General features: G+C 58.6%; 22 protein-coding genes. 11 read left to right on the top strand and 11 right to left on the bottom strand.

The window, feature by feature from the left end; translation table 11 throughout:
• Window positions 1-58 precede the first annotated feature (58 nt).
• From ACXAGD_RS09825 to glmM, 6 genes are all read left to right on the top strand, one after another.
• Window positions 59-2,599, top strand: coding sequence for a putative PEP-binding protein (locus tag ACXAGD_RS09825; protein WP_475210133.1), 2,541 nt, complete (start codon window positions 59-61; stop codon window positions 2,597-2,599).
• 186 nt (window positions 2,600-2,785) lie between these two features.
• Window positions 2,786-3,427 carry a cell wall hydrolase gene (locus tag ACXAGD_RS09820; protein ID WP_475210131.1) on the top strand — a complete coding sequence of 214 codons (642 nt, stop codon included), beginning with the start codon at window positions 2,786-2,788 and terminating at the stop codon, window positions 3,425-3,427.
• An 85-nt stretch (window positions 3,428-3,512) separates the two neighbouring features.
• Entirely contained in the window at window positions 3,513-3,665 is a 153-nt protein-coding gene (locus tag ACXAGD_RS09815; protein WP_475210130.1) for a hypothetical protein, read from the top strand.
• A 31-nt stretch (window positions 3,666-3,696) separates the two neighbouring features.
• Window positions 3,697-4,617 (top strand): dihydroneopterin aldolase, encoded by a 921-nt coding sequence (locus ACXAGD_RS09810; protein ID WP_475210128.1) that lies wholly within the window; start codon window positions 3,697-3,699, stop codon window positions 4,615-4,617.
• Window positions 4,614-5,612: a dihydropteroate synthase gene (gene folP, locus ACXAGD_RS09805; RefSeq protein ID WP_475210125.1), complete on the top strand. Its 999-nt coding sequence runs from the start codon at window positions 4,614-4,616 to the stop codon at window positions 5,610-5,612. Before ACXAGD_RS09810 ends, folP begins: the two co-directional genes overlap by 4 nt.
• 34 nt (window positions 5,613-5,646) lie before the next feature.
• A complete protein-coding gene (gene glmM / locus ACXAGD_RS09800; protein ID WP_475210124.1) occupies window positions 5,647-6,990 on the top strand; it encodes a phosphoglucosamine mutase in 1,344 nt (447 codons plus the stop codon).
• Here the strand turns inward: glmM and ACXAGD_RS09795 are convergent.
• Both ACXAGD_RS09795 and ilvC read right to left on the bottom strand, forming a co-directional pair.
• A complete protein-coding gene (locus tag ACXAGD_RS09795) occupies window positions 6,987-7,889 on the bottom strand; it encodes a DMT family transporter (protein WP_475210123.1) in 903 nt (300 codons plus the stop codon). The genes glmM and ACXAGD_RS09795 overlap by 4 nt on opposite strands.
• Before the next feature lie 77 nt (window positions 7,890-7,966).
• The gene (gene ilvC, locus ACXAGD_RS09790) at window positions 7,967-8,989 is read right to left on the bottom strand and encodes a ketol-acid reductoisomerase (RefSeq protein ID WP_475210120.1); all 1,023 of its coding nucleotides are present in this window, start codon (window positions 8,987-8,989) and stop codon (window positions 7,967-7,969) included.
• Between the two features lie 131 nt (window positions 8,990-9,120).
• Here ilvC and ACXAGD_RS09785 point away from each other — a divergent pair, with 131 nt between their 5' ends.
• On the top strand, window positions 9,121-9,576 hold the full coding sequence (locus ACXAGD_RS09785) for an Lrp/AsnC family transcriptional regulator (RefSeq protein WP_475210118.1): 456 nt from the start codon (window positions 9,121-9,123) through the stop codon (window positions 9,574-9,576).
• Window positions 9,573-10,031 carry an Lrp/AsnC family transcriptional regulator gene (locus tag ACXAGD_RS09780; RefSeq protein ID WP_475210117.1) on the top strand — a complete coding sequence of 153 codons (459 nt, stop codon included), beginning with the start codon at window positions 9,573-9,575 and terminating at the stop codon, window positions 10,029-10,031. Before ACXAGD_RS09785 ends, ACXAGD_RS09780 begins: the two co-directional genes overlap by 4 nt.
• A 6-nt stretch (window positions 10,032-10,037) precedes the next feature.
• Here the strand turns inward: ACXAGD_RS09780 and ACXAGD_RS09775 are convergent, their stop codons facing one another.
• Window positions 10,038-10,652, bottom strand: a complete 615-nt coding sequence (locus ACXAGD_RS09775; RefSeq protein WP_475210115.1) for a GntR family transcriptional regulator — start codon at window positions 10,650-10,652, stop codon at window positions 10,038-10,040.
• Window positions 10,653-10,972: 320 nt separating this feature from the next.
• On the opposite strand from ACXAGD_RS09775, the gene ACXAGD_RS09770 reads away from it, so the two are divergent.
• Entirely contained in the window at window positions 10,973-12,100 is a 1,128-nt protein-coding gene (locus ACXAGD_RS09770) for an aminotransferase class V-fold PLP-dependent enzyme (protein ID WP_475210112.1), read from the top strand.
• Window positions 12,101-12,122: 22 nt separating this feature from the next.
• On the opposite strand, the gene ACXAGD_RS09765 is transcribed toward ACXAGD_RS09770, so the two are convergent.
• From ACXAGD_RS09765 to ACXAGD_RS09755, 3 genes are all read right to left on the bottom strand, one after another.
• On the bottom strand, window positions 12,123-13,319 hold the full coding sequence (locus ACXAGD_RS09765; protein WP_475210110.1) for a UbiH/UbiF family hydroxylase: 1,197 nt from the start codon (window positions 13,317-13,319) through the stop codon (window positions 12,123-12,125).
• A 76-nt stretch (window positions 13,320-13,395) separates the two neighbouring features.
• Window positions 13,396-13,644, bottom strand: a complete 249-nt coding sequence (locus ACXAGD_RS09760) for a hypothetical protein (RefSeq protein WP_170331034.1) — start codon at window positions 13,642-13,644, stop codon at window positions 13,396-13,398.
• Between the two features lie 87 nt (window positions 13,645-13,731).
• Window positions 13,732-14,376, bottom strand: coding sequence for a pyrimidine 5'-nucleotidase (locus ACXAGD_RS09755; protein ID WP_475210107.1), 645 nt, complete (start codon window positions 14,374-14,376; stop codon window positions 13,732-13,734).
• Between the two features lie 100 nt (window positions 14,377-14,476).
• On the opposite strand from ACXAGD_RS09755, the gene ACXAGD_RS09750 reads away from it, so the two are divergent.
• Window positions 14,477-15,124, top strand: a complete 648-nt coding sequence (locus ACXAGD_RS09750) for a GntR family transcriptional regulator (RefSeq protein ID WP_475210106.1) — start codon at window positions 14,477-14,479, stop codon at window positions 15,122-15,124.
• A 3-nt stretch (window positions 15,125-15,127) separates the two neighbouring features.
• Here the strand turns inward: ACXAGD_RS09750 and ACXAGD_RS09745 are convergent, their stop codons facing one another.
• Window positions 15,128-17,002, bottom strand: a complete 1,875-nt coding sequence (locus ACXAGD_RS09745; protein WP_475210105.1) for a glycosyltransferase — start codon at window positions 17,000-17,002, stop codon at window positions 15,128-15,130.
• An 84-nt stretch (window positions 17,003-17,086) separates the two neighbouring features.
• On the bottom strand, window positions 17,087-18,253 hold the full coding sequence (gene carA, locus ACXAGD_RS09740; RefSeq protein WP_475210104.1) for a glutamine-hydrolyzing carbamoyl-phosphate synthase small subunit: 1,167 nt from the start codon (window positions 18,251-18,253) through the stop codon (window positions 17,087-17,089).
• Between the two features lie 183 nt (window positions 18,254-18,436).
• Here carA and ACXAGD_RS09735 point away from each other — a divergent pair, with 183 nt between their 5' ends.
• Entirely contained in the window at window positions 18,437-18,922 is a 486-nt protein-coding gene (locus tag ACXAGD_RS09735) for a GatB/YqeY domain-containing protein (RefSeq protein WP_475210102.1), read from the top strand.
• A gap of 22 nt (window positions 18,923-18,944) precedes the next feature.
• Here ACXAGD_RS09735 and ACXAGD_RS09730 read toward each other — a convergent pair whose 3' ends face one another.
• From ACXAGD_RS09730 to ACXAGD_RS09720, 3 genes are all read right to left on the bottom strand, one after another.
• Window positions 18,945-19,439 carry a DUF2244 domain-containing protein gene (locus tag ACXAGD_RS09730; protein WP_475210101.1) on the bottom strand — a complete coding sequence of 165 codons (495 nt, stop codon included), beginning with the start codon at window positions 19,437-19,439 and terminating at the stop codon, window positions 18,945-18,947.
• A 44-nt stretch (window positions 19,440-19,483) separates the two neighbouring features.
• Entirely contained in the window at window positions 19,484-20,083 is a 600-nt protein-coding gene (locus tag ACXAGD_RS09725) for a DsbA family protein (RefSeq protein WP_475210098.1), read from the bottom strand.
• A 105-nt stretch (window positions 20,084-20,188) separates the two neighbouring features.
• Window positions 20,189-21,217: a bestrophin family protein gene (locus tag ACXAGD_RS09720; protein ID WP_475210097.1), complete on the bottom strand. Its 1,029-nt coding sequence runs from the start codon at window positions 21,215-21,217 to the stop codon at window positions 20,189-20,191.
• Window positions 21,218-21,358: the final 141 nt, after the last annotated feature.

The raw sequence follows: 21,358 nt of genomic DNA, 5'->3' as shown, positions 1-21,358 counted from the left end.
ACGCCCTTGCGCCATTGGTGCAGGGGCTTATGCTGCGTGCAAACCAAAAGGTGCCGCAGTGCAGAATAACCCGCATACCACTCTGATCACGACCGAGGCGCCCGTCGCCGCCAACTCCCATGGCGGGCGGGCGAAATGTCTGCAACGTCTGGTCCGTCTGGACTTGCCGGTCCCGCGGACGGTGGCGCTGTCTTTTGACGCGGTGCAGAAAATCGCGGAAGGGCATGTCCCCGATATCGCGGCGATCCTCGAACAGTTCGATCAGACCGCGCTGTTGTGTGTGAGGCCCAGTTCCGAGGACCCTGATTGGGGCGGCCCCGGCGCGATTCTAAACATCGGTATGAATGACGGGCGTTATTTGGACCTGTCAGGCTCGATGGGCGATGAGGCTGCCGCCGCTCTGTATCTGCGCTTTGTCCAGAGTTTTGCCATCCACGTGGCGCGTCTGGACGCGGACGTATTCGACGATATTGACGCGGATGGCAGCGAAGGGCTGCGCATGTCGTTGCGGGCTTATGAAGATGAAACTGACGAGGCCTTCCCGCAGGACCGGGGCGAACAGTTGATCGCCGTGCTGCGATCGATGGCGCGGGCGTGGGATGGAACCTCGGCCCGTCTGCTGCGTCAGGCCAAGGGCGCCCCTGCAGATGCGGGGCTAGGGCTTGTCATTCAAGAAATGATCCCTGGCGTCGGGCAGGGCGAGTGCGGGTCGGGTGTTTTGCAACTTGTTGATTCGACAACAGGAATGCCGCAGATTACGGGCCGCTATCTTAGCCAGAGCCAGGGGCGGGATGCCCTGGGTGAAGGCGTGGCAGCTCTCTACTTGGAAAAGGATCCGCGCGGAAAGTCTTTGGAAGAAGTCGCGCCCGAGGCTTTTGCCAGCCTCAAGGCGCATGCGGCGTTGATGCGCAACAAGCTGCGCGAGGAAATGCAGGTCGAGTTCGTGATCGAAAACGGCCAGGTTCATATTCTGGACGGGGTGCGGGTGCAGCGCAGTGCTCGGGCCGCGCTGCGGATCGCCGTACGACTGGCCGAGGATGGCATCATTCCGCCGCAAGAGGCGGTTATGCGGGTTGATCCGCATTCGCTGAACGAGATGTTGCACCGGCAGGTTCATCCAGAGGCTCGCCGGGACGTGCTGACCACTGGCATCGCTGCCAGCCCGGGGGCTGCAACGGGCAAGATCGTTTTTACCGCCGCCGAGGCACAGGCCAGTGCCGCACGTGGTGAGCCCTGTATTTTGGTGCGCCGCGAGACATCTCCGGAAGATGTGCGTGGGATGCACGCGGCTGTTGCAGTGCTGACCGAAAAGGGTGGCATGACCAGTCACGCTGCCGTGATTGGTCGTGGATTGGGTCTGCCTTGTATCGTTGGCGCGTCCGAGATGCGGTTCCAGACCAAGAAAAGGTTGGTAACCGCACCGGATGGGCGTGTGTTCAAAACCGGCGATACGCTGACGATTGACGGGACTTCGGGGCAGGTGCTGGCGGGGCAGCCAGCAATGCTTGAGGCCGCACTGGATGACTGTTTCCAGACGCTGATGGGCTGGGCGGATGATGAACGTGACATTGCAATCCGCGCCAACGCGGACACGCCGGCTGATGCGCAAACTGCGCGGAATTTTCTGGCGCAGGGGATTGGCCTGTGCCGGACCGAGCATATGTTCTTTGATCCCGGCCGTCTGATCGTGATGCGTGAGATGATCTTTGCGCAAACGTCCTCGGGTCGTGCGGCCGTTCTGGAGCGTTTGCTGCCGATGCAGCGCGAGGATTTCGTGCAACTGTTCCGGATCATGGAAGGGCAGCCGGTCTGTATCCGTCTGTTTGATCCGCCCCTGCACGAGTTTCTGCCAACCACACGTAGTGGGCAGCGCGAACTGGCCGAGGCGCTGGATCTGCCGGTTTCCGACGTTGAACGACGCGTGGCGGCGATGACCGAATACAACCCGATGTTGGGTCTGCGCGGTGTGCGCCTGGGCGTAACCGTGCCTGAAATCTACGACATGCAGGCCCGCGCTATCTTTGAGGCAACGCTTGAGGCCAGCAAGGATGGCGCTCCCGTGGTGCCTGAGGTGATGATCCCGTTGGTGTCAGCCAAGCGCGAGGTTGAACTTGTGAAGTCCCGCATCGATTCCGTCGCTGCAGCGGTGGCCAGCGAACGCGGGCAGGAATTCGAATACCGGCTGGGCGTAATGGTCGAAACCCCGCGGGCTTGCTTGCGGGCGGATGAGATCGCACCGCAGACTTCGTTCCTGAGTTTCGGCACCAACGACCTGACCCAAATGACCTACGGACTGTCCCGCGACGATGCGGGTCGATTCATGTCTGCCTATGTGCGTCAGGGCGTCTTTGTCGAAGACCCGTTTCATGTGCTTGACCCGGACGGGGTGGGCGAATTGCTGAAGCTCGGGGCTGAACGTGGACGCCAAGCGCAACCGGACGTTACCCTGTCTGTGTGCGGCGAACACGGCGGAAACCCCGAATCAATCGCCATTTGCCGCGATCTGGGGTTCGACTATGTGTCATGCTCTCCATTCCGGGTGCCAGTCGCTCGGCTGGCTTCCGCTCAACTGGCGATTTCGTCCAGACTTGGGGGTTGACACAGGGCCTTTCCCCTAGGATTGGTGGTATTTAGGCAACCTTGTGGTGGAATTAAATTTCCTCACGGGCGATTTTCCACTTGCGTTTTCTTCTGATCTGGACGTCCTTGCCGGACTGCGCTAAATGCCTCGTCGCGCCCGCCGGGGGAGGGTACGGCGCGATTTGTGCCTGTGCGAGGTTATCTGATGCTACGATACATACTGGCTGCTGCCACAATGGCGGCAACCATGCTGCCAAGTGTGTCTTTCGCTGAGAGGGAAGCCACCGATACTGCCGAACGCGAACTTGTCACCCGGACCGATCTGCCCGGGCAGAACTTTCGCAACTATCTGACTCTGTTCAAGCCCCGCAAAGAGCTTGAGCCTGTAAAAGTTTCGTACTCCAAGAACTGGCTGGATCAACGGCCCAATGCTTCGGGGGACGAACACTTCAAATGTCTGGCCGAAGCGTTGTACTTTGAAGCGCGTGGCGAAAGCGTGCGCGGTCAGTTCGCCGTGGCCGAGGTCATTCTGAACCGTGTCAAAAGCAGCCGTTTTCCGAATTCGCTGTGTGGCGTGATCAAGCAGGGAACGGGTAAGAAATACCAATGCCAGTTCACCTATACCTGCGACGGTCGCAAGGAAGTGATCCGTGAGAAAAAGGCCTATGAGCGTGTATCCAAGGTAGCGCGTGCCGCAATTGACGGCGTTTCCAAGGAACTGACCGAAGGGGCTACGCATTACCACACTACTGCGGTTAAGCCGTCGTGGTCGCGTGTCTACAAGGAAACTGCGCGCATTGGCGTGCATATCTTTTACCGGCACAACTACCGGACTGCGAGCAACTAAAAGGCTACCCCGCGCTGTTAAAAATGCGGCGCGGGGTGTCGAACTTGGCCGATCATGGGCCTACAGACCGGATGCACCGGTGTTCATGAACCTCAATCACATCGGTGACGTTTCGAATGCCAGAGCGGGGCATATCGGCGGGATCGACCTGGATTTGCTTTACCCAACGCCGCATTCGATGTCTGGAATGGCGTTTGAGGCAGTGTTATACGCCCGCGCACCATATAGTTTTGGCTGATCAGTCCACCAAGCCCGAAAAGGTCCGTTGTATGAGCTCTGAAATCCGTCTTGCCTTTGCGCACCCGTCCGAGCGGTCCGAAGCGACCGCCACGCGTGGCCCGCTGGATCGCATCTCATTGCGGGACCATATCGTCGAGGTTGAGATCGGCGCCTTTCAGGCCGAGCGCGGCACGACCCAACGTATCTGCTTCAATATCGTGGTCGAGGTACGCCCGCTAACCGACCCGATCGATGATGACGTGGATCGCATCCTGTCGTACGACCGCGTGACCGAAGCAATTTCCCACGAGCTGGCCGCCGAGCGGCTGAACCTGCTTGAGACATTAGCGGATCGCGTGGCGGAACGTATTCTGCTTGAGCCTCAGGCCGTAAGAGCCTTTGTTCGAATTGAAAAACTTGATCGTGGGCCGGGTGCTTTGGGCGTCGAAATTGTGCGTGGTAAGGATACGATCCACCATGATGTGGTCGAGGAAGAACGCCCGCATCCACGGTTGGCCTTCCTCTCGAACGAGGCAATGGCCTCGTCCAATCTGACCGGTTGGGTTGATCAGCTGGAAAACCGCCAGCGTCCTTTGATCCTGTGCGTGGGCGCGGCGGATATGGATGTGCCTCAGACCGGTCACGCAATGACGCAGCGCCGGATTGATCTGCTGGCAATCGAACAAAATGCCTGGGTTCTGGCCGCGAAGGATCACCGTTGCGTGGTCGTATCAACGCGGACCGAGTTGGACTGGGCGATGAAGAATGGCCAGATCTGCGTCTGGGCGCCGTCCAAGATTGTGCTGGATGCGGTTGACGGCCCTTCGGCTGCGCCATCGGATGCCGTCGCCTTGGCGGCGTGGTTTGCGGCCACGTTTGAAGCCAGCGAAATGTTGGTGATTGGCGGTGCTTTACCGACTGCCCCGAAAACGCCTCTGCGCGCCATTCCGGTGGATCAGGCGCAACTGTGACCGAGTATTACCGACCGCTGGTACAACATGGCCCGGCCCGGCCAGACGGGGCAGTGCCTCTTGCTGGGCAGACTTTGTGGTTCACCCATGCAGAACGGCTGTCACGGACTGATGCCCCGAGCGTTGTTGCAGCGCAGGAGATTCCCGGCGACGTATTAGCACGACTGACTGGGCCGCGCGCCGAAATCGCCGGGTTGGCAATGGATCGTCCACAGATCATGGGCATCCTCAACGCCACTCCGGACAGCTTTTCCGACGGTGGCGTGCACAACTCGGTCGAGGCGGCAGTATCCTCTGCCGAACGGATGGTGGCACATGGGGTCAGCATTTTGGATATCGGAGGCGAGTCGACGCGTCCCGGTGCCTCTTATGTGGCCGAAGATGAGGAAATCACGCGTACTCAACCCGTAATCGAGGCCATCCGTGCCAACACGCAGGCGCTGATTTCCATCGACACCCGCAAAGCCAGCGTTGCGCGGGCGGCTTGGAATACTGGGGCCGGGTTGATTAACGACGTCTCCGGCTTCACTTTTGACCCGCAGTTGGCCCCGTTTTGCGCTGAGGTTGATGCTCCGGTTTGTGTGATGCACATGCAGGGCGATCCGGCCACGATGCAGGACGACCCGCAATATGATGACGTGTTGCTGGATGTCTACGATTTCCTTGAGGGGATGGTGGCGCAGCTAGAGCAACTGGGTCTGAGCCGCGACAAGATTGTGGCTGATCCGGGTATCGGATTTGGCAAGACGCAGGCACATAATCTGACCCTTCTGCAAAACCTCAGCCTGTTTCACGGGTTAGGCTGCCCGATCCTGCTGGGAGTTTCGCGCAAAGGGCTGATAGGGCAGATCGGTCAGGAACCGCGCAAGGACGCGCGCGCGCCGGGATCAATCGCCGTGGCGTTGGCCGGATTGTCTCAGGGCGTGCAGATCCTGCGGGTTCATGACGTGCCTGAGACCGCTCAGGCCTTGCGTCTTTGGGCCGCCGTCCGGTAATCCGGTCGCAGGCAAGAAATTACGGAGTGACACGATGCGCAAGCTGTTCGGAACCGACGGGGTGCGGGGCACCGCCAACACCCACCCGATAACTGCCGAGATGGCCTTGCGTATCGGCGCTGCCGTTGGGCGTTACTTCCGCCGCGATCAATCCGGTGCGCACCGGGTGGTGATCGGAAAGGACACGCGCCTTTCGGGCTACATGCTAGAAAACGCATTGACTGCGGGGCTGACCTCGACCGGTATGAATGTGTTGCTGCTGGGCCCGGTGCCGACGCCGGCGGTTGGGCTGATGACCCGGTCGATGCGCGCGGATCTGGGTGTGATGATTTCGGCCAGCCACAACCCGGCCGAGGATAACGGCATCAAGTTTTTCGGCCCGGACGGATATAAGCTGTCTGATCAGGCTGAATTGGAAATCGAGCGCTTGATCGAAGAAGGGGTCAAACCTTCTCAGGCACAAAACATCGGCCGTGCGCGCAGGGTAGATGATGCGCGGTTCCGCTATGGCGAGCGGGTGAAATCCTCGCTGTCACGTGACCTGCGTCTGGACGGGCTGAAGGTTGTGGTGGATTGCGCCAATGGCGCCGCGCACCGCACCGCGCCCGAGGTTCTGTGGGAGCTGGGCGCCGAAGTTATTCCGGTCGGGATTGCGCCGAACGGTAAGAATATCAACCTGAATTGCGGCTCGACCAAACCTCAGTTGGCGGCCGAGACGGTGGTAGCCCATGGCGCGGATGTAGGGATTTGTCTGGATGGTGATGCCGACCGCGTGGTGATGGTTGACGAATATGGACAGGTCGCCGATGGCGACCAGTTGATGGCACTGCTGGCGACAAGCTGGGCCAAAGCCGATCGCCTTGAAGGCGGCGCGCTGGTTGCGACGGTCATGTCCAACCTCGGGCTGGAACGGCACCTTGCCGCGCAAGGGCTGCGGCTGGAACGGACGGCGGTTGGTGACCGATATGTCGTTGAACGGATGCGCGAAGGTGGATTCAATCTGGGCGGCGAACAGTCGGGTCATATCGTCATGAGCGATTACGCCACCACCGGCGACGGCCTGATGGCTGGTCTGCATTTCCTAGCCGAGATGGTGCATTCGGGCCGCAAAGCGTCCGAGCTGTCGGTGCAGTTCGAAACCGTTCCGCAACTGCTCAAGAACGTTCGCTATCAGGACGGGCAAGCCCCGCTGGAGAATAGCACCGTCAAAGCAGCAATCGCGGATGCTGAGGCACGCCTGAACGGGCAGGGACGTCTGCTGATCCGCAAATCGGGCACCGAACCGCTGATCCGAGTGATGGCGGAATGCGAGGATGACGCTCTGTTGGCGCAAGTTGTAGATGGCATCGTGGCCGAGGTCGAAGCTGTCGCGGGTTAACGCCCGATCAGCATCTTGCGCAGGCTGAACCACTGGCTGATCGCCAACCCGGTCAGGATCATGATCAACGCGATGTAGAAGCGCAGCGGCAGCGCCTCGGACAGAATCCAGGCGCCAAAGATCATTGACCAGATTGGCACCTGATAATTGACCAGAGTCAGGAAAACGGAACCCGCGCTGCGAATGATCGAAACCCTCAGCAAGGTTGCAAAGGCGGTGGGCAAAAGGCCCAGTGCGATGATCGCCAAGCCGGGACGCGTGCCCTCCCAGCGGGGCAGCCCCTCGATCATCAGCATGATCGGCAGCAATAGTGCCGCGCCAACGACAAGAGACAGCGCAGCCAAAGCAACGGGATCAACCGGCGGGCAACGCCGGGTAAAGATCGAGGCGCAGGAATAGCACAGGGCGGCTCCGATACAGGCCAGTTGCGCCACGGGTTCTGCCCCCTGTCCGATCTGTGCCAGCCCTGGACCGATTAGCACCAATGCCCCGCAAAACCCCAGAGAGACCCCAAGAAATCTGCGAAGGTTCAGCGGCTCATCGGAAAAGAAATGCGCCAGAGGCAGCACCATCAGCGGGATAGCTGCCATCGACAGACCTGCAAAGGCCGACGGCACGTATTGCTGCCCCCAGCTAAGCAACATGAATGGCAACGCGGTCGACAACAGGCCGATGATGGCGATGTAACCCCAAAGCTTCCGGTCGCCCGACGGTAGTTTGCGCCCTGTCAGTGCCATCATCCCCAGCAAGGTCAACGCCCCCAGCGTGGTGCGTGCAGTGGCAACGGTAACCGGTCCGTATCCCTCCAGCGCCATGGTAACAACCATGAACGTCCCGCCCCAAATGAGGCCCAAGGTGATAACGCCGCTCCAATCGCGGGATGTGGGTTGGTCAACCATAGTGTGCCTTGGCGTCGGGAGCTGTTGAGACAAAAAGGGCGGCCGATTGGCCGCCCTTTCTTAAAGAACTGTTGTGATTAGTTCTTTTCCTTGTCGACCATTTTACCTGCCGAGATCCAGGGCATCATGGCGCGCAGTTTCGCACCGGTTTCCTCGATCATGTGCTCGTCATTGGCGCGACGCGATGCTTTGATGGTCGGCTGACCAACAGCGTTTTCCAGCATAAAGTCACGAACGAATTTTCCCTGCTGGATGTCGTTCAGAACCTCTTTCATACGTGCTTTGGTCTCGTCGTATTTCAGGATACGCGGGCCGGTGACGTACTGGCCGTATTCGGCAGTGTTCGAGATCGAGTAGTCCATGTTCGCGATGCCACCTTCGTAGATCAGGTCCACGATCAGCTTCACTTCGTGCAGACACTCGAAATAGGCCATTTCCGGCGCGTAGCCGGCTTCGACCAGAGTTTCAAAGCCGCAGCGGATCAGCTCAACCAGGCCGCCGCACAGAACGGCTTGTTCACCGAACAGGTCAGTTTCGCATTCTTCGCGGAAGTTGGTTTCGATGATGCCCGAACGGCCGCCACCGATGGCCGAGCAGTAGGACAGACCGATTTCCAGCGCTTTGCCGGTTGCGTCGTTGTTGACTGCGACCAGGCAAGGCACGCCGCCGCCTTTGACGTATTCGCCGCGCACGGTGTGGCCGGGGCCTTTGGGGGCCATCATGATAACGTCGACGCCGTCTTTCGGCTCGATCAGGCCAAAGTGGACGTTAAGACCGTGGGCAAAGGCAATGGCCGAGCCGGGCTTGATGTTGTCATGCACGTATTTCTTGTAGGTTTCAGCCTGCAGTTCGTCGGGCATGGTGAACATGATGACGTCGCACCATGCGGCCGCTTCGGCGATACCCATGACTTCCAGACCTTCGGCTTCGGCCTTCTTGGCCGATGCAGAACCTTCGCGCAGAGCGACAACAAGGTTCTTGGCACCCGAGTCGCGCAGGTTCAGCGCGTGGGCGTGGCCTTGCGAGCCATAGCCCAGGATTGCCACTTTTTTGTCTTTGATCAGGTTGATGTCGCAATCGCGATCGTAATAGACGCGCATGATTCCGGTCCTTTCTGTTACGGTTGTTGAGCTTTTAGTTCGGTATCGGTTCCATGGCGAGCGTTGATGCATTGAGTTTTCGACGAAAGAATGAAAAGTTATTCTTCAAAAGTTAAAATGGCGAGAAAATCATGCTTGATGACATGGATCGGCGCATTCTGCGCCATCTGCAGGCCGAACCCTCCCTTTCCACGGCCGAACTGGCCGAGCGGTGCGGCATCAGTCAGGGCGTGTGTTGGCGCCGGGTCGAAAAGATGGAGGCTTCAGGCGTCATTCAAGGGCAAGAGGCCTTCATTGACTGGGCGGCGCTTGGATATGCCGTTGAGGTCTCGCTGCGTGTGACGCTGGATAAGACACAGCCGCGTGCCTTTGATGAATTCACCGCCGCTGCGCGGGAAGTGTCCGAAGTGATCGAGATTCAGACCTTTCTGGGGCGGGTAGATGTGCGGCTTTCTGTGCTGGCGCGCGACATGTCCCATTACCAGCAAATCTACCGTGATCGTATTCTGACCCTGCCGCACATCGCCGATATCGAGGCGCTGATGCATATCGCTCGGGTGAAGCGAAACGAGGTTCTGCCAGTATGATCGAGCTTGATGAAACTGACCGCCAAATCCTGCGTGCTTTGGTGCAGGACGCCACGCAAAGTGCCGGAGCACTTGGTCGTAAAATGGGACTGTCACAGCCAGCGACTTGGCGACGTATCAGGCGGCTAGAAACTGCGGGCGTTATCCGAGGTCGTCGTCTACGTTTAAACGCCGAAGCATTGGGGTTCGGCGTGACGGTTTTTCTGGGCGTCAAGCTGGCGCGCAAGGGGCAGGTCAGTCTGGAAGATTTCGAACGCGCCGTCAGCGCCATCCCCGAGGTTCAGACGGTCGAGCACGTCCTTGGCCTGTACGATTACCGCCTGCGGGTCGTTGCGCGTGACCTGTCCGACTTTGAGCGGGTCTTGCGGCGGCGGATCATGACCTTGCCCGGCGCCGGGGATGTCGAGGCCAATGTGCTTCTCAGCGAAGAGCGCTTGCCCGGTCCGATCGGTTAGCTGGGATTAATACTTGGTGCGGATGCAGTACCCGGGATGGTGCGTCATGCGCGCAAAGGTCATCGGCTGACCATCCCTCCAGGTCGTCCGCTCAAGCTGAATCATTGAGGTGCCGGCGGTGGTACCCATGAATTCCGCCAGGCGCCCGTCGGCAGAGATCGCGCAAAAGGCAATCTCGGCCTCGGTGAAGGGGGCGACATTCAACAACCATTCATGCGGTCCCTGCGAATTGAGATCGGCATGTTCCACTTCGGGAATGGTAGTAATGTTGATCCAACGCTCTTCCAACTGGAAGGGACGGTTGTCCGCGTAATGCATGCAAATCACATGCAAAACACGAGCTTCCGGCGAAACGCTAAGCTGCGATGCCAACCACCCGGGGCTGGTAACGATGCTCCGCTCGACCAGCGCATAACGATAGGTCGAATTTTGGTTCTCGACAGCCTGACGCGCCAGCGACAGCTCCAGTTTCGCATGCTTGCTGGGTTCTTTTTTGACCCGTGTTCCGCTTTTTCGCTTACGCTCGACGAAACCCTGATCGGCAAGTTCGCGCAGCGCGCGGTTTACGGTTGCACGGGCACAATTGAATTCTTCGGCAAGCTGCGTTTCGGTCGGCAGCAAAGATCCCTGAGGCCAAATTCTGCTTTCAATACGACGTTTAACCTCGTCACGTACGACCTGAAAACTGATCCGCTTATGAGCAGTCACGAGAAGTAATACCTTTCTTCTACAAAGTGTATGTATCTGTTCAGAAACACCTCTGGGTGTAAAGGGGTGGTGACACTATTTGGCGTCACAAAGGTGGGTTTATTGTGCAGTTTCGGACCTGTTTTTCACGGGGAAATAAGGTTCCGTGACGTCAATTGTCGGCGCAAGAAAACTGCGTTACCAATTTCGGCAAAAGACTCACGTTGCTCGAGTACTGTTTGAAAGGACAAATCATGCCGGCGCTTTTGGATAGCATTGACCCCAATGGGCTTGAGGAATTCTCGGTTGTATTTACCGACCGTTCCCTGAATCACATGTCGGCCCGGTTTCAGACCGTCATGCGCGACATCTCAACGATGCTAAAGGATGTCTACAACGCGGACGCCGTCGCAGTAATTCCGGGTGGTGGAACATATGGGATGGAGGCCGTGGCCCGCCAGTTTGCGCGCAATGCCAACGTTCTGGTGGTGCGGAACGGGTGGTTTTCCTACCGTTGGAGCCAGATCATCGAATCCGCGGACCTGACGGCGTCGGCAACGGTGCTCAAGGCGCGGCAGACCGGAAACTCCAGCCCTTCTCCGTTTGCACCCGCGCCGATTGAAGAGGTGGTAGCAACTATTCGCGAACAACGACCGGACGTGGTGTTCGCACCGCATGTCGAAACCTCGGCTGGTTTGATTCTACCGGATGACTACGTGACGGCCATGGCCGGTGCTGCGCATGAGGTAGGGGCGTTGATGGTGTTGGATTGCATCGCCTCGGGCTGTGCCTGGGTCGACATGAAGGCGACGGGTGTGGATGTCCTGATCTCGGCCCCGCAGAAAGGCTGGAGCGCGTCGCCTTGTGCCGGGCTGGTCATGCTGTCCGAACGGGCTGAGGCGCGTTTGGAAGAGACCACATCCGATAGCTTTGCAGTAGACCTGAAGAAATGGCGTCAGATCATGCAGGCTTATGAGAATGGCGGACATGCTTATCACGCGACGATGCCAACCGATGCGCTGCAGGCGTTCCGGGACACGATGGTTGAGACCCGCGACTATGGTTTTGAAAAACTGCGTGACGCGCAATGGGCGTTGGGCAACGGTGTACGGGCGATGTTGAAGGATAAGGGCATAGTATCAGTGGCCGCCGATGGGTTCGGCGCGCCGGGCGTTGTTGTCAGCTACACTTCAGACTCCGAGATTCAAAACGGCAAGAAGTTCGCTGCCTTGGGGATGCAGATCGCCGCCGGTGTGCCGCTGCAATGTGATGAGCCCGAAGGATTCAGCACCTTCCGTCTGGGCTTGTTTGGACTGGACAAGCTATACGACGTGGATGGCACAATCGCGCGGCTCAAGCGCGTTTTGGATCAGGTACTGTGATCTTCTGATTGATCTAGGGGCCTCAGCGCACGCCGAGGCCCATCTGCATTAACGTCTTGCGCACGGGCGGCAGGGAATAGAGCGCATTCAGCCCCATCGCCCGCGCATCGCGCAGCGGCCGAGCCTCGATCATTGAGGCGCGGTTCAACAGATCGATTCCTTTGACGCGCATCTCGATCTCGGTGTGACGCGCCTTATGGTAGGCGTCCAACATTTGCGCATCGCCCAAACCGTCGGGTCGGGCTTGGGCCAGATCCAACAGGCTGCGCAGGTCACCTAGCGACATGTTTAACCCTTGGGCGCCGATGGGCGGCACCACATGAGCTGCTTCGGCCATCAGGGCAATGCGTTCTCCCGACAACCGTTCTGCTGATTGGCTGATGATCGGCCAGATGGTCTGGCGCGAGGCCAGTTTCAGCGGCCCGAACAACCCGCAGGAACGCTGGGTCATCAGAGCTTCAAACGCTTCGGGTTCGGTATTCAGCAGTTCAACCGCACGCGGACCGCGTTCCATCCAGACAATTGCGGATGAGGGCTGGCCTTGCCAGTCGGGCAGGGGGACCAGCGTGAACGGTCCGCCTGAACGGTGAATCTCAGTTGAGACGTTGTCATGTGGGATCGGATGCGTCACGGCAAAGGCCAACGCCTTCTGACCGTAGCGTGTGGTGTGCACGTTGATCCCAGCGGCCTCACGCATCGGAGAATTGCGCCCGTCCGCCGCGACGACCAGTTTGCAGCGGATGCGGCTGCCGTCGCTCAGGCCTACACGGGCCTCGGCGGTGCGGGTAAACAGGCTGACGGTGCCGGTCCCGGGGCGGAAATCGACATTAGGCAGCTCGGTCAGGCGAGCCACCATTTCGCGCCGGAGCAACCAGTTGGGCAGGTTCCAGCCAAAGGGCTGATCCGAGATATCGGCCGCGTTGAAATCGCGCACCACGCGGGGTTCGGGCACGTCGCCGCCCGCATCCACAATGCGCATGATCTGTAGAGGGGCGGCGTATTCATCCAGCCGCCGCCACAGCCCGCATTGTTCCAAAAGCCCATGCGCCGGTTGCAGAAACGCCGTGGTCCGCAGGTCGGATCCATCCACATCGCGTTCGGTGATTGGTGGGGTAGGGTCGACGCAGACAACGTCGAACCCTGCGGTTCCAAAAACCGCCGCAGCGGTAAGTCCGGCGATTCCTCCGCCGGAAATCAGGATGTCACAGCTGTCTGTCATGGCCTTGGTCTCCGAGTCTTGGGCAAAAACTAGTTCGGTTCCAAGGTGGGTGCCAAGTGACATCCTGTCCCGTTTGTCAGCCTCGCGAAATCAGGATGAGGAGGATGAACATCATCGGCACCATCATGACGGCCGGAATATAAAGCCCCGGCAGGCCAAACAGCAGAGCCGAACATCCCCACATGCTGACGATCGCGGCGGCCGTGTAATACCAATCTTCGGCCTCACCATTGGCAGCATCCTTGGCCAGCCAGCCGAAAACGGGGATTGCAAACAACAAGCGCTGCCAAATGGGCAGGCGCCGAGGCATCTCGATCGCGCTCATGGGATTCTCCAGTTCTGTTCGTCGCTGACGCGCATATAGGGGCGATGCTGCACCTGCAAAATGTGCAGATCGTCGCAGTGTGACAGCCTATCGCAGACGCGCCAGAAACGCGGTCAGATCGTCGGTGTGGTGGTGTATATGATCAGCCTCATGCGGCTCGGGCGCGACGTGAATCGTGCGCATTCCCATCGCATGCGGAGCGGCCAGATTGCGCGGTTCATCCTCGAACATCGCGGCTTTGGCCGTTTCGATTCCGTCCTGTGCAAAAATTGCTTCGAACGCCGCTTTTTCGGGCTTTGGTCTATAGCCCGCGTGTTCCACGCCATAGATCGCGTCAAACAGACCACTAAGGCCGCGCGCGTCCAAAACGCGTTCGGCATAGGGCGCGCTGCCGTTGGTATAGACGATACGCCGTCCAGGCAGCGACCGGATATGATCAGCCAGCTCTGCGTCGGGGTCCATGTGGCTCATGTCTACCTGATGAACAGCGTGCAGGTATGGGTCGGGGTCCAAGTCATGCTCGGCCATCAGCCCGGCCAATGTGGTGCCATATTGCCGCCAATAGTGCGAGCGCAGCCTATCCGCCTCGGCCCGGTCTACACCGATGGCCTGCACCACGTAATCCGTCATCAGCACCTCGATCTGATCGAACAGGCGCATGTGCGGCGGATAGAGGGTGTTGTCCAGATCGAACACCCATTGGGTGACATGGGAAAAAGCAGGTTTGACCATGGTTTTGGTTTAGGGCGCGCAGCGTCGGTTTTCAATGCTACTCTTGATCCTGAGGGCAATGGGCGGATAGACATGTTCGAACGAGGAGACAAACCACCCAATGCCCCAATCCAGACAGCCGTCCAAAGACGCCTACAGCCTTATACTCGAAGCGATTGATGTGGGCGTTTACAAGCCTGGCGACCGTCTGGTCGAAAGCGAGCTGGCCGAACGGTTCGGGGTGTCACGCACGCCGATCCGCGAGGCGTTGCAGCGGCTTGAAACACAATCCCTGCTGGAGCGTGACGGCCGGTCTCTGATTGTCGCCTCGCTGGACCACAACCAGATGGCCGAGCTTTATGTGGTGCGACGCGAACTGGAGGGGCTGGCCGCCAAGCTGGCCGCCAAACACGCCACTGAAGAAGAGATCAAAGTGCTACAGGATATGGTTGCTTCCGATGACGCGCTGGTCGATGACCCGACGGCCTTGTCGCGGGCGAACCGGCGGTTTCACGAACAGATCCATCTGGCTTCGCACAATCGCTATCTAGTGCAGCAACTGGATCTTGTGCATCGTACTATGGCGTTAATGGCCACGACATCGCTGGCCGTACAGGGCCGGGGTGAGATTGCGCAGAGTGAGCACAAGGCGATTGTCGAGGCGATCGCAGCCCGCGACGAAGAGGCAGCCGGACGCGCTCTCAAAGAACATATCTCAGTGGCCTTCATGACGCGTCTGAAACAGGATGCCGTTGAGCGCGAAAGTTGACAGTCAGTGCGGCAGGCCCTCTTCACTGGCCTGACCGTGTTGTGTTTTATCCCAGAAGAACGGGTCCAGTAGCAATTCCCACAGGGCCTTGTACGCCGCCAACACGCCCAGCGGAAAATACAGAGGCATTGTCAGCACCCACGGTAGCAGAAAACGTCGTTCACGCGCCGACACCGCTACCGCGCCGACAACTGTGTTGACGGCTTCGGCAAACAGGAACAGACCGAACAACGCGGTCAGCCCAGCACCGGTTAGGACCGGGTCTAGCGGTCCGGGCAGTCCAAAGGTTGTCAGCCAGAAAACCCACAGGACCGGGGCCAGCAGGAATTGCCCGATTGTTCCAATAAAGAATGCTTGTACGCCAAAAAATCGCCAAGGGCCGAGATCTTTCAGCAATACTTGAGGTGACCGCATGTGAACGAGGTAAGTGACCATGAATCCCTTGAGCCAGCGAGAGCGCTGCCGCACCCAGGGCCAAGCGCGGAAATTCGCCTCTTCATAGGTGGCGGTATCGACCATTTCCGTACGATAGCCCGCCCGACTGAGTCTTACGCCCAGGTCGGCATCTTCGGTAACGTTATGAGCATCCCAACCGCCCAGTTCCAACAGCTTGTCACGGCGGAAAAAGAAGGTGGTCCCGCCCAGCGGTACGACAAGCCCCAGTCGCGCGATGCCCTGCAGTATAACTCGGAACCAGCTGTTGTATTCGATAGTAAAGCAGCGTGACCGCCAGTTTGTGCGTGGGTTGTAGTAATCCAGAACGCCCTGCAGGCAGACGACGTTTTCATCGGCTTGGGCAAAGTGCCGGACAACGCGTTCGATCTGGTCGGGCTGCGGCGCGTCTTCAGCATCCCAGACGCCTAAGACCTCACCACGGCAGAAATCCAATGCGTAGTTCATCGCGCGGGGTTTCGTGGTCAGACCGTTCAGGGCGGGGACTTCAATGGTTCTGATCCAGCTGGGCAGATCGACCTGCGCCAACGTGGACCGCGTCACCTCGTCGGTTTCTTCCAGAACCAGGATGATATCCAGCAGCGCCTTGGGATAGGTCAGCCGCCGCAACCGCCGGATCAGCGCATCGGCGATTTCCCGTTCCTTGTAGAGCGGCACCATGATTGACACGCAGGGCAATATCAATGGCGGGTTGGAGGGCGTAGCCTTGGACGGGTGGGTCCAGCGATGCCAGACGAAGCTTAACAGACCTGACAGGCGCAGAGTTAAAAACAAGACTAGGCTGATCACGGCAATTGCCACCAGAATGGCAAATCCGGCCAGTGGAAAAAGCGCAAACAGCGCGACAAAGCAAGCGAGCGCGGCTGCTGGTCCTGCTCGGGATCGAGGGGTCCAGGACCGGCAGCTTTGATCAATTTCCACTCGTGCCTCGGCCGATTTGGTCAAAGGGATAGAGAACGCGCGCGCGATTGCCCCGTCGATCTGGTCTGTTGGGGCGAGTACGGGAAGAACAGTGTATCCGGCATCTTCCAGATCGCGGCTGACATCCGGAAACAGATCGGGCCGCGCCGTGGCGACCAGCAGAATAGGGCCTATGTGACGCCAAGGGATGACGTTGTGGGTCAGCCAAAACTCAACGGGTTTAATCTGGCATAGATCGGCGGGTGGGGGTGAGCTATTCAGATCGGCGATCTGAAGGCCGGTTTGTTCGGAAAGGGCGCTCAGCACGTCCTGTCGGTTGACCCAGCCCTCGGCCACCAGAATTTCACCCAGCGGCGCTTGTTGCCAGGATTGCAGGAACAGCGCTTCGTCCAACTGCGCCTTTGTGATCAGGCCACGGTCGACAAGGCAAGCCCCCAAGGGCTTGCGTTCCTGAGCAGGTATCGGCGCGGCCTGCGCGAAATGCTGCAGGTTCAGTTCGACCATAACGAAACAACCCTGACGCGGTTAGCAGGCGTCAGGGTTGCTCAATTAGGGTTAACAGCAGGTTAACTATGTATAATCAGCTGTTTATGCCGTGGCCTTCTTGTTCGCCATAGCATCGGCAAAGCGTTCGAACAGATAGAAACTGTCCTGAGGGCCGGGCGATGCTTCGGGGTGGTACTGCACTGAATAGACAGGGCGATCAGTCATCCGGATGCCGCAGTTTGAGCCGTCAAACAGCGAGCGGTGGGTCTCAACCACACCTTCGGGCAGGGACTGCGCATCGACCGCAAAGCCGTGGTTCATCGAAGTGATCTCAACCTTACCGGTGTCCAGGTCCTTGACTGGGTGGTTCGCTCCGTGGTGGCCGTGGTTCATCTTGACGGTCTGACCGCCCAGGGCCAGCGCAAGCATCTGGTGGCCCAGACAAATGCCAAAGACGGGCAGATCTGTGGTTTCCAGAACCTCTTTTATCATCGGAACGGCGTACTCCCCAGTGGCCGCCGGATCGCCGGGGCCGTTGGAAAGGAAAACGCCGTCCGGGTTATGCGCCAGAACCTCGGCTGCAGTCGCGGTGGCGGGCAGCACGGTTACGTCACAGCCAGCAGATGCAAGGCAGCGCAGGATGTTGCGCTTGGCACCGAAATCGAGGGCGACAACCTTGTGCGCCGGGGCTTCCTGGCGGGTGTAGCCATCAGGCCAGGCCCAACGCGTCTCATCCCAGCGATAGCTTTGGGCGCAGGTGACCTCTTTGGCCAGATCCATACCTTCGAGACCGGCAAAACCACGCGCGGCGGCGACAAGAGCCTCGATGTCGAAATTGCCATCGGGATCATGCGCCAGCGCCACATGTGGCGCGCCTTGCTGACGGATGGCGCGCGTCAGGCGGCGGGTGTCGACGCCGCCGATAGCGATGCGGCCACGACGGGTCAGCCAGGTCTTCAGCTCTTCGGCCGAGCGCCAGTTGGAAGGCTCGGTCGGGTCCCATTTAACAACCATACCCGCAGCCACCGGATCACCGGTTTCGTCATCTTCGGGGTTCACGCCGACATTGCCGATATGGGGGAAGGTGAAGGTCACGATCTGTCCGGCATAGGAAGGATCGGTCATGATCTCCTGATAGCCGGTCATGGCGGTGTTAAAGCAGAGCTCGGCCACGGTCTGACCGGTAGCGCCGAAGCCCATCCCGTAGAACAGCGTACCATCGGCCAATGCCAGACATGCGGTGGGCTTTGTCGGGGTGTTCTGGGCCATCGGGCGACTCTCCTGCTGGGTAAATCGGCGCATAACTAAGGGGGTTGGGGCGCTGGGTCAAGTCTGTTCAAATTTTGGGCTATTGTGGAAAATCAATGGCTTAGCAATATTCACTTCTGGTTGTGTCGCGCTTTTTGTTTCGATATGGTCGGGGTTCCTTTTCCATGGGGATGGACAGATCATATGGATATGCGATCACGGGTGAACTCTGCCCTGAAGCAAGCAATGAAAGACAAGGATGCCGAGCGTCTATCGACGCTGCGGTTGATTAACGCTGCAATCAAAGACCGCGACATCGCTTCGCGGGCCTCGGACAACGAAGAGGCCAAAGGCTGCGGCGACGCCGAGGTTCTTGAAATCCTTGGGAAAATGACCAAACAGCGCAAGGAAAGCGCCCGCGCCTATGAAGAGGGCGGACGGCTGGATCTGGCCGAGCGAGAACTGCGCGAAGTTGAGGTTATCGAGGAATTCCTGCCCAAGCAGTTGGATGACGATGAGGTCTCCAAAGCTATCCAGACGGCAATTACCGCGACTGGTGCGGGATCAATCCGCGATATGGGCAAGGTGATGGGCGAGCTCAAAACCCGCTATACTGGCCAGATGGATTTCGGCAAGGTCGGACCGATGGTCAAGGATCACCTCTGCGCCGCGTCAAGTGGCGGCTGCTGACACCATTCAATCTCTGATATCTCTATGACTGCGCGACTGGTTCGCGCAGTTTTAGCATTAGGTCATCGTAAAGTGCGATCCGTTCGTCCTCGGACAGGAACGCCCCGATTTCCACTTCGCGCCCATCTCCGGTCAGTGTGACATAGTTTGGAACGGGCCCGCCGTGTTTGTGCATTTCGGGGCGAGCCCAATAACGGTTACAGGTCCACTCCTGCTGGCCCGTGCGCGGGTCGTGGTGAACCAGATGCGCCTTTGTGCCGGTCAGTGTCAGAATCTCAAACATACTGCGGGCGCGGTAGTTGCTCTGGATGGCCAGCCACAGGCCCAGAACGGTTAGCAGCAGAAAGGGCAGTAGCCCCCACAGGATAATCGACCCCAGCACCGCCAGCAGCGGAATCAGCCCAAACAGAAATACCGACAGGATAACGATCATCGCCCCGCGAGGTGGCAGAGAGTTATGCGGCCAAAGGCGCAGTTCTTGTTCAGTTTCAGAGGTCTGTTTCCATCGATAAGGCATAGCGAAAAACTAGCGCAATGCGGTTTCGTGGCGAAGTAAAAAAACTATGCCACATGTCCGACGCGCGCCCACGACAACGCATCGTCCAGACGGTCGTCGCCCCAGAAAACCTCGCCACGGACGACAAGACTGGGGGCGCCGAACACGCCTAGTTTCTCGGCTTGATCTGTTTCGGTCTCTAGGGCCGCCACGGTATCGGGGCTGCGGGCGCGGGCCAACACCAGCCGGGGATCCTGTTGGCACCTGTGCAATGCTTCAGTGATGGCGGTTTCGCTGCCGGCTTCAACGTTTTCCTCAAACCAGATGCGATAGAGGGCTTGGGTAAAGTTCTTGCCCCAACCGTCACCCATGCCCAGCAAGGCAACTTGATTGGCCAGTGCAAGATCCGAGATCGGGTAGGGCGCGGGCAATTGCGCGTGAATGTGGTACTTTGCAGCCCGGCGTTCGATATCCCGCCACATATAAGCTGATTTCACAGGCTTGCCTGCAAACGGGATGTTCTGCTGGTCCTTCATCACGCTGCGCACGTTGAACGGTCGCCATTTGACCGAGACCTCATGTTCTGCGCACCAGTCATCCAGACGCATAACCGTCAAAAAACTGTACGTGCTGCCTATGGAATACCAAAAGTCGATTTCGGGCATGCGATCACTCCGATCTCAGAGTTTCACGATGTATCATATACTAATTCAGTCAGTTTTTCGAATGCTGCCTTGAATATAGAGTCATTCAGAGACGCCATGCCTGCTTTAAAGCAGGGCATTGTCGATGGGCTGCGCGGGTTGAGGCGCCACGCCGCACCCTGTCATCTGGCGCATGTCAATCTCGATCGTACGGCACATCGCTGAGATAGGAACATCTGTGACATCTCCTTCGAACGGGTCCTCCATCGAGGCGCTGACACGTTCGGTCACGAAGAAAATCCAGCAGACCAAAGCGCCGACCGGTGCAAATGTCAGCCAATCCGTCAGGACCGTTTTTATCAGCGTGGCATCGGCCCCGACCATGATCGAGCGTTCGTCATTGAAGGCCAGCGGCAGCATGAAGATGAAAATCCAACTGAACAGGCGACCAACTTCTGCGACCTGCCGTGGGAAAGGGGTATTCTTGATCCTTTCGCACCGACCCTGAGCTGTCGAAAACCGGGCCAGGCGATCCATCAATGCGACGTGCCAGAACGAGTCGATTTGCCCTTGTTGTGCCATCTCTGACAACCGCTGCGCCTGCAGGTTGATCAGACACGCAGCGCGATTGTTTTTGCTTTCCAACCGGGGCAGATCCGTCGCCAATTGGTGGTTCTGCCAGCTTTCTGGCATCTGGTGTTTGTCCGGTGCGGCGGGCAGGGGCGAATGTCCGAACAACCAAGGGCTACGCTTGCGGCCAGTCAAAGAGGGTTGGCGCAACTGGTAGGCAAGCATGTTCAGCCATGCGATGTGTCGTTCGATCAATTCGTTGCGCAGCTCATCATCGATTACAGAACCATTTGGTTGCACCAAAGTGCTGACTGTGTTGGCCCAATCCCGGCTTGTATTCGCAATGTCACCCCAAACCCTGCGGGCTTCGGTCCAGCGGCCATAGGTCGACGTGTTTTTGAACCCCAGAAAAAAGGCCACGGCCAGACCCAGCATCGCCACAGGCGGGCTTGGGTTTGATATCAGGTCAATGGGTGTAAGCTCATCCACCACCTGGACCAGAAAAATCCAGGCAAGAACCAGGCAGATAAACCCAATCGATCCTTTGAGCAGTTTTCGTACCGAAATGCCGTCGTGAAGTAACATCGTCTGGGTATATCCGCCGGAAAGTCATGAAATTCGTTTTTCGAATTTTATTCCCATCTCCGCAGTTGTGTCTACGCAACCGCGTGCCTTGGCGGTACTGCAAGAAAAAGCCCCGCACAAGGCGGGGCTTTCGTAGGTCTA

The organism is Ruegeria sp. ABF4_144 (genome assembly GCF_056160045.1).
This window is presented reverse-complemented; position numbering and strand designations above follow the sequence as displayed.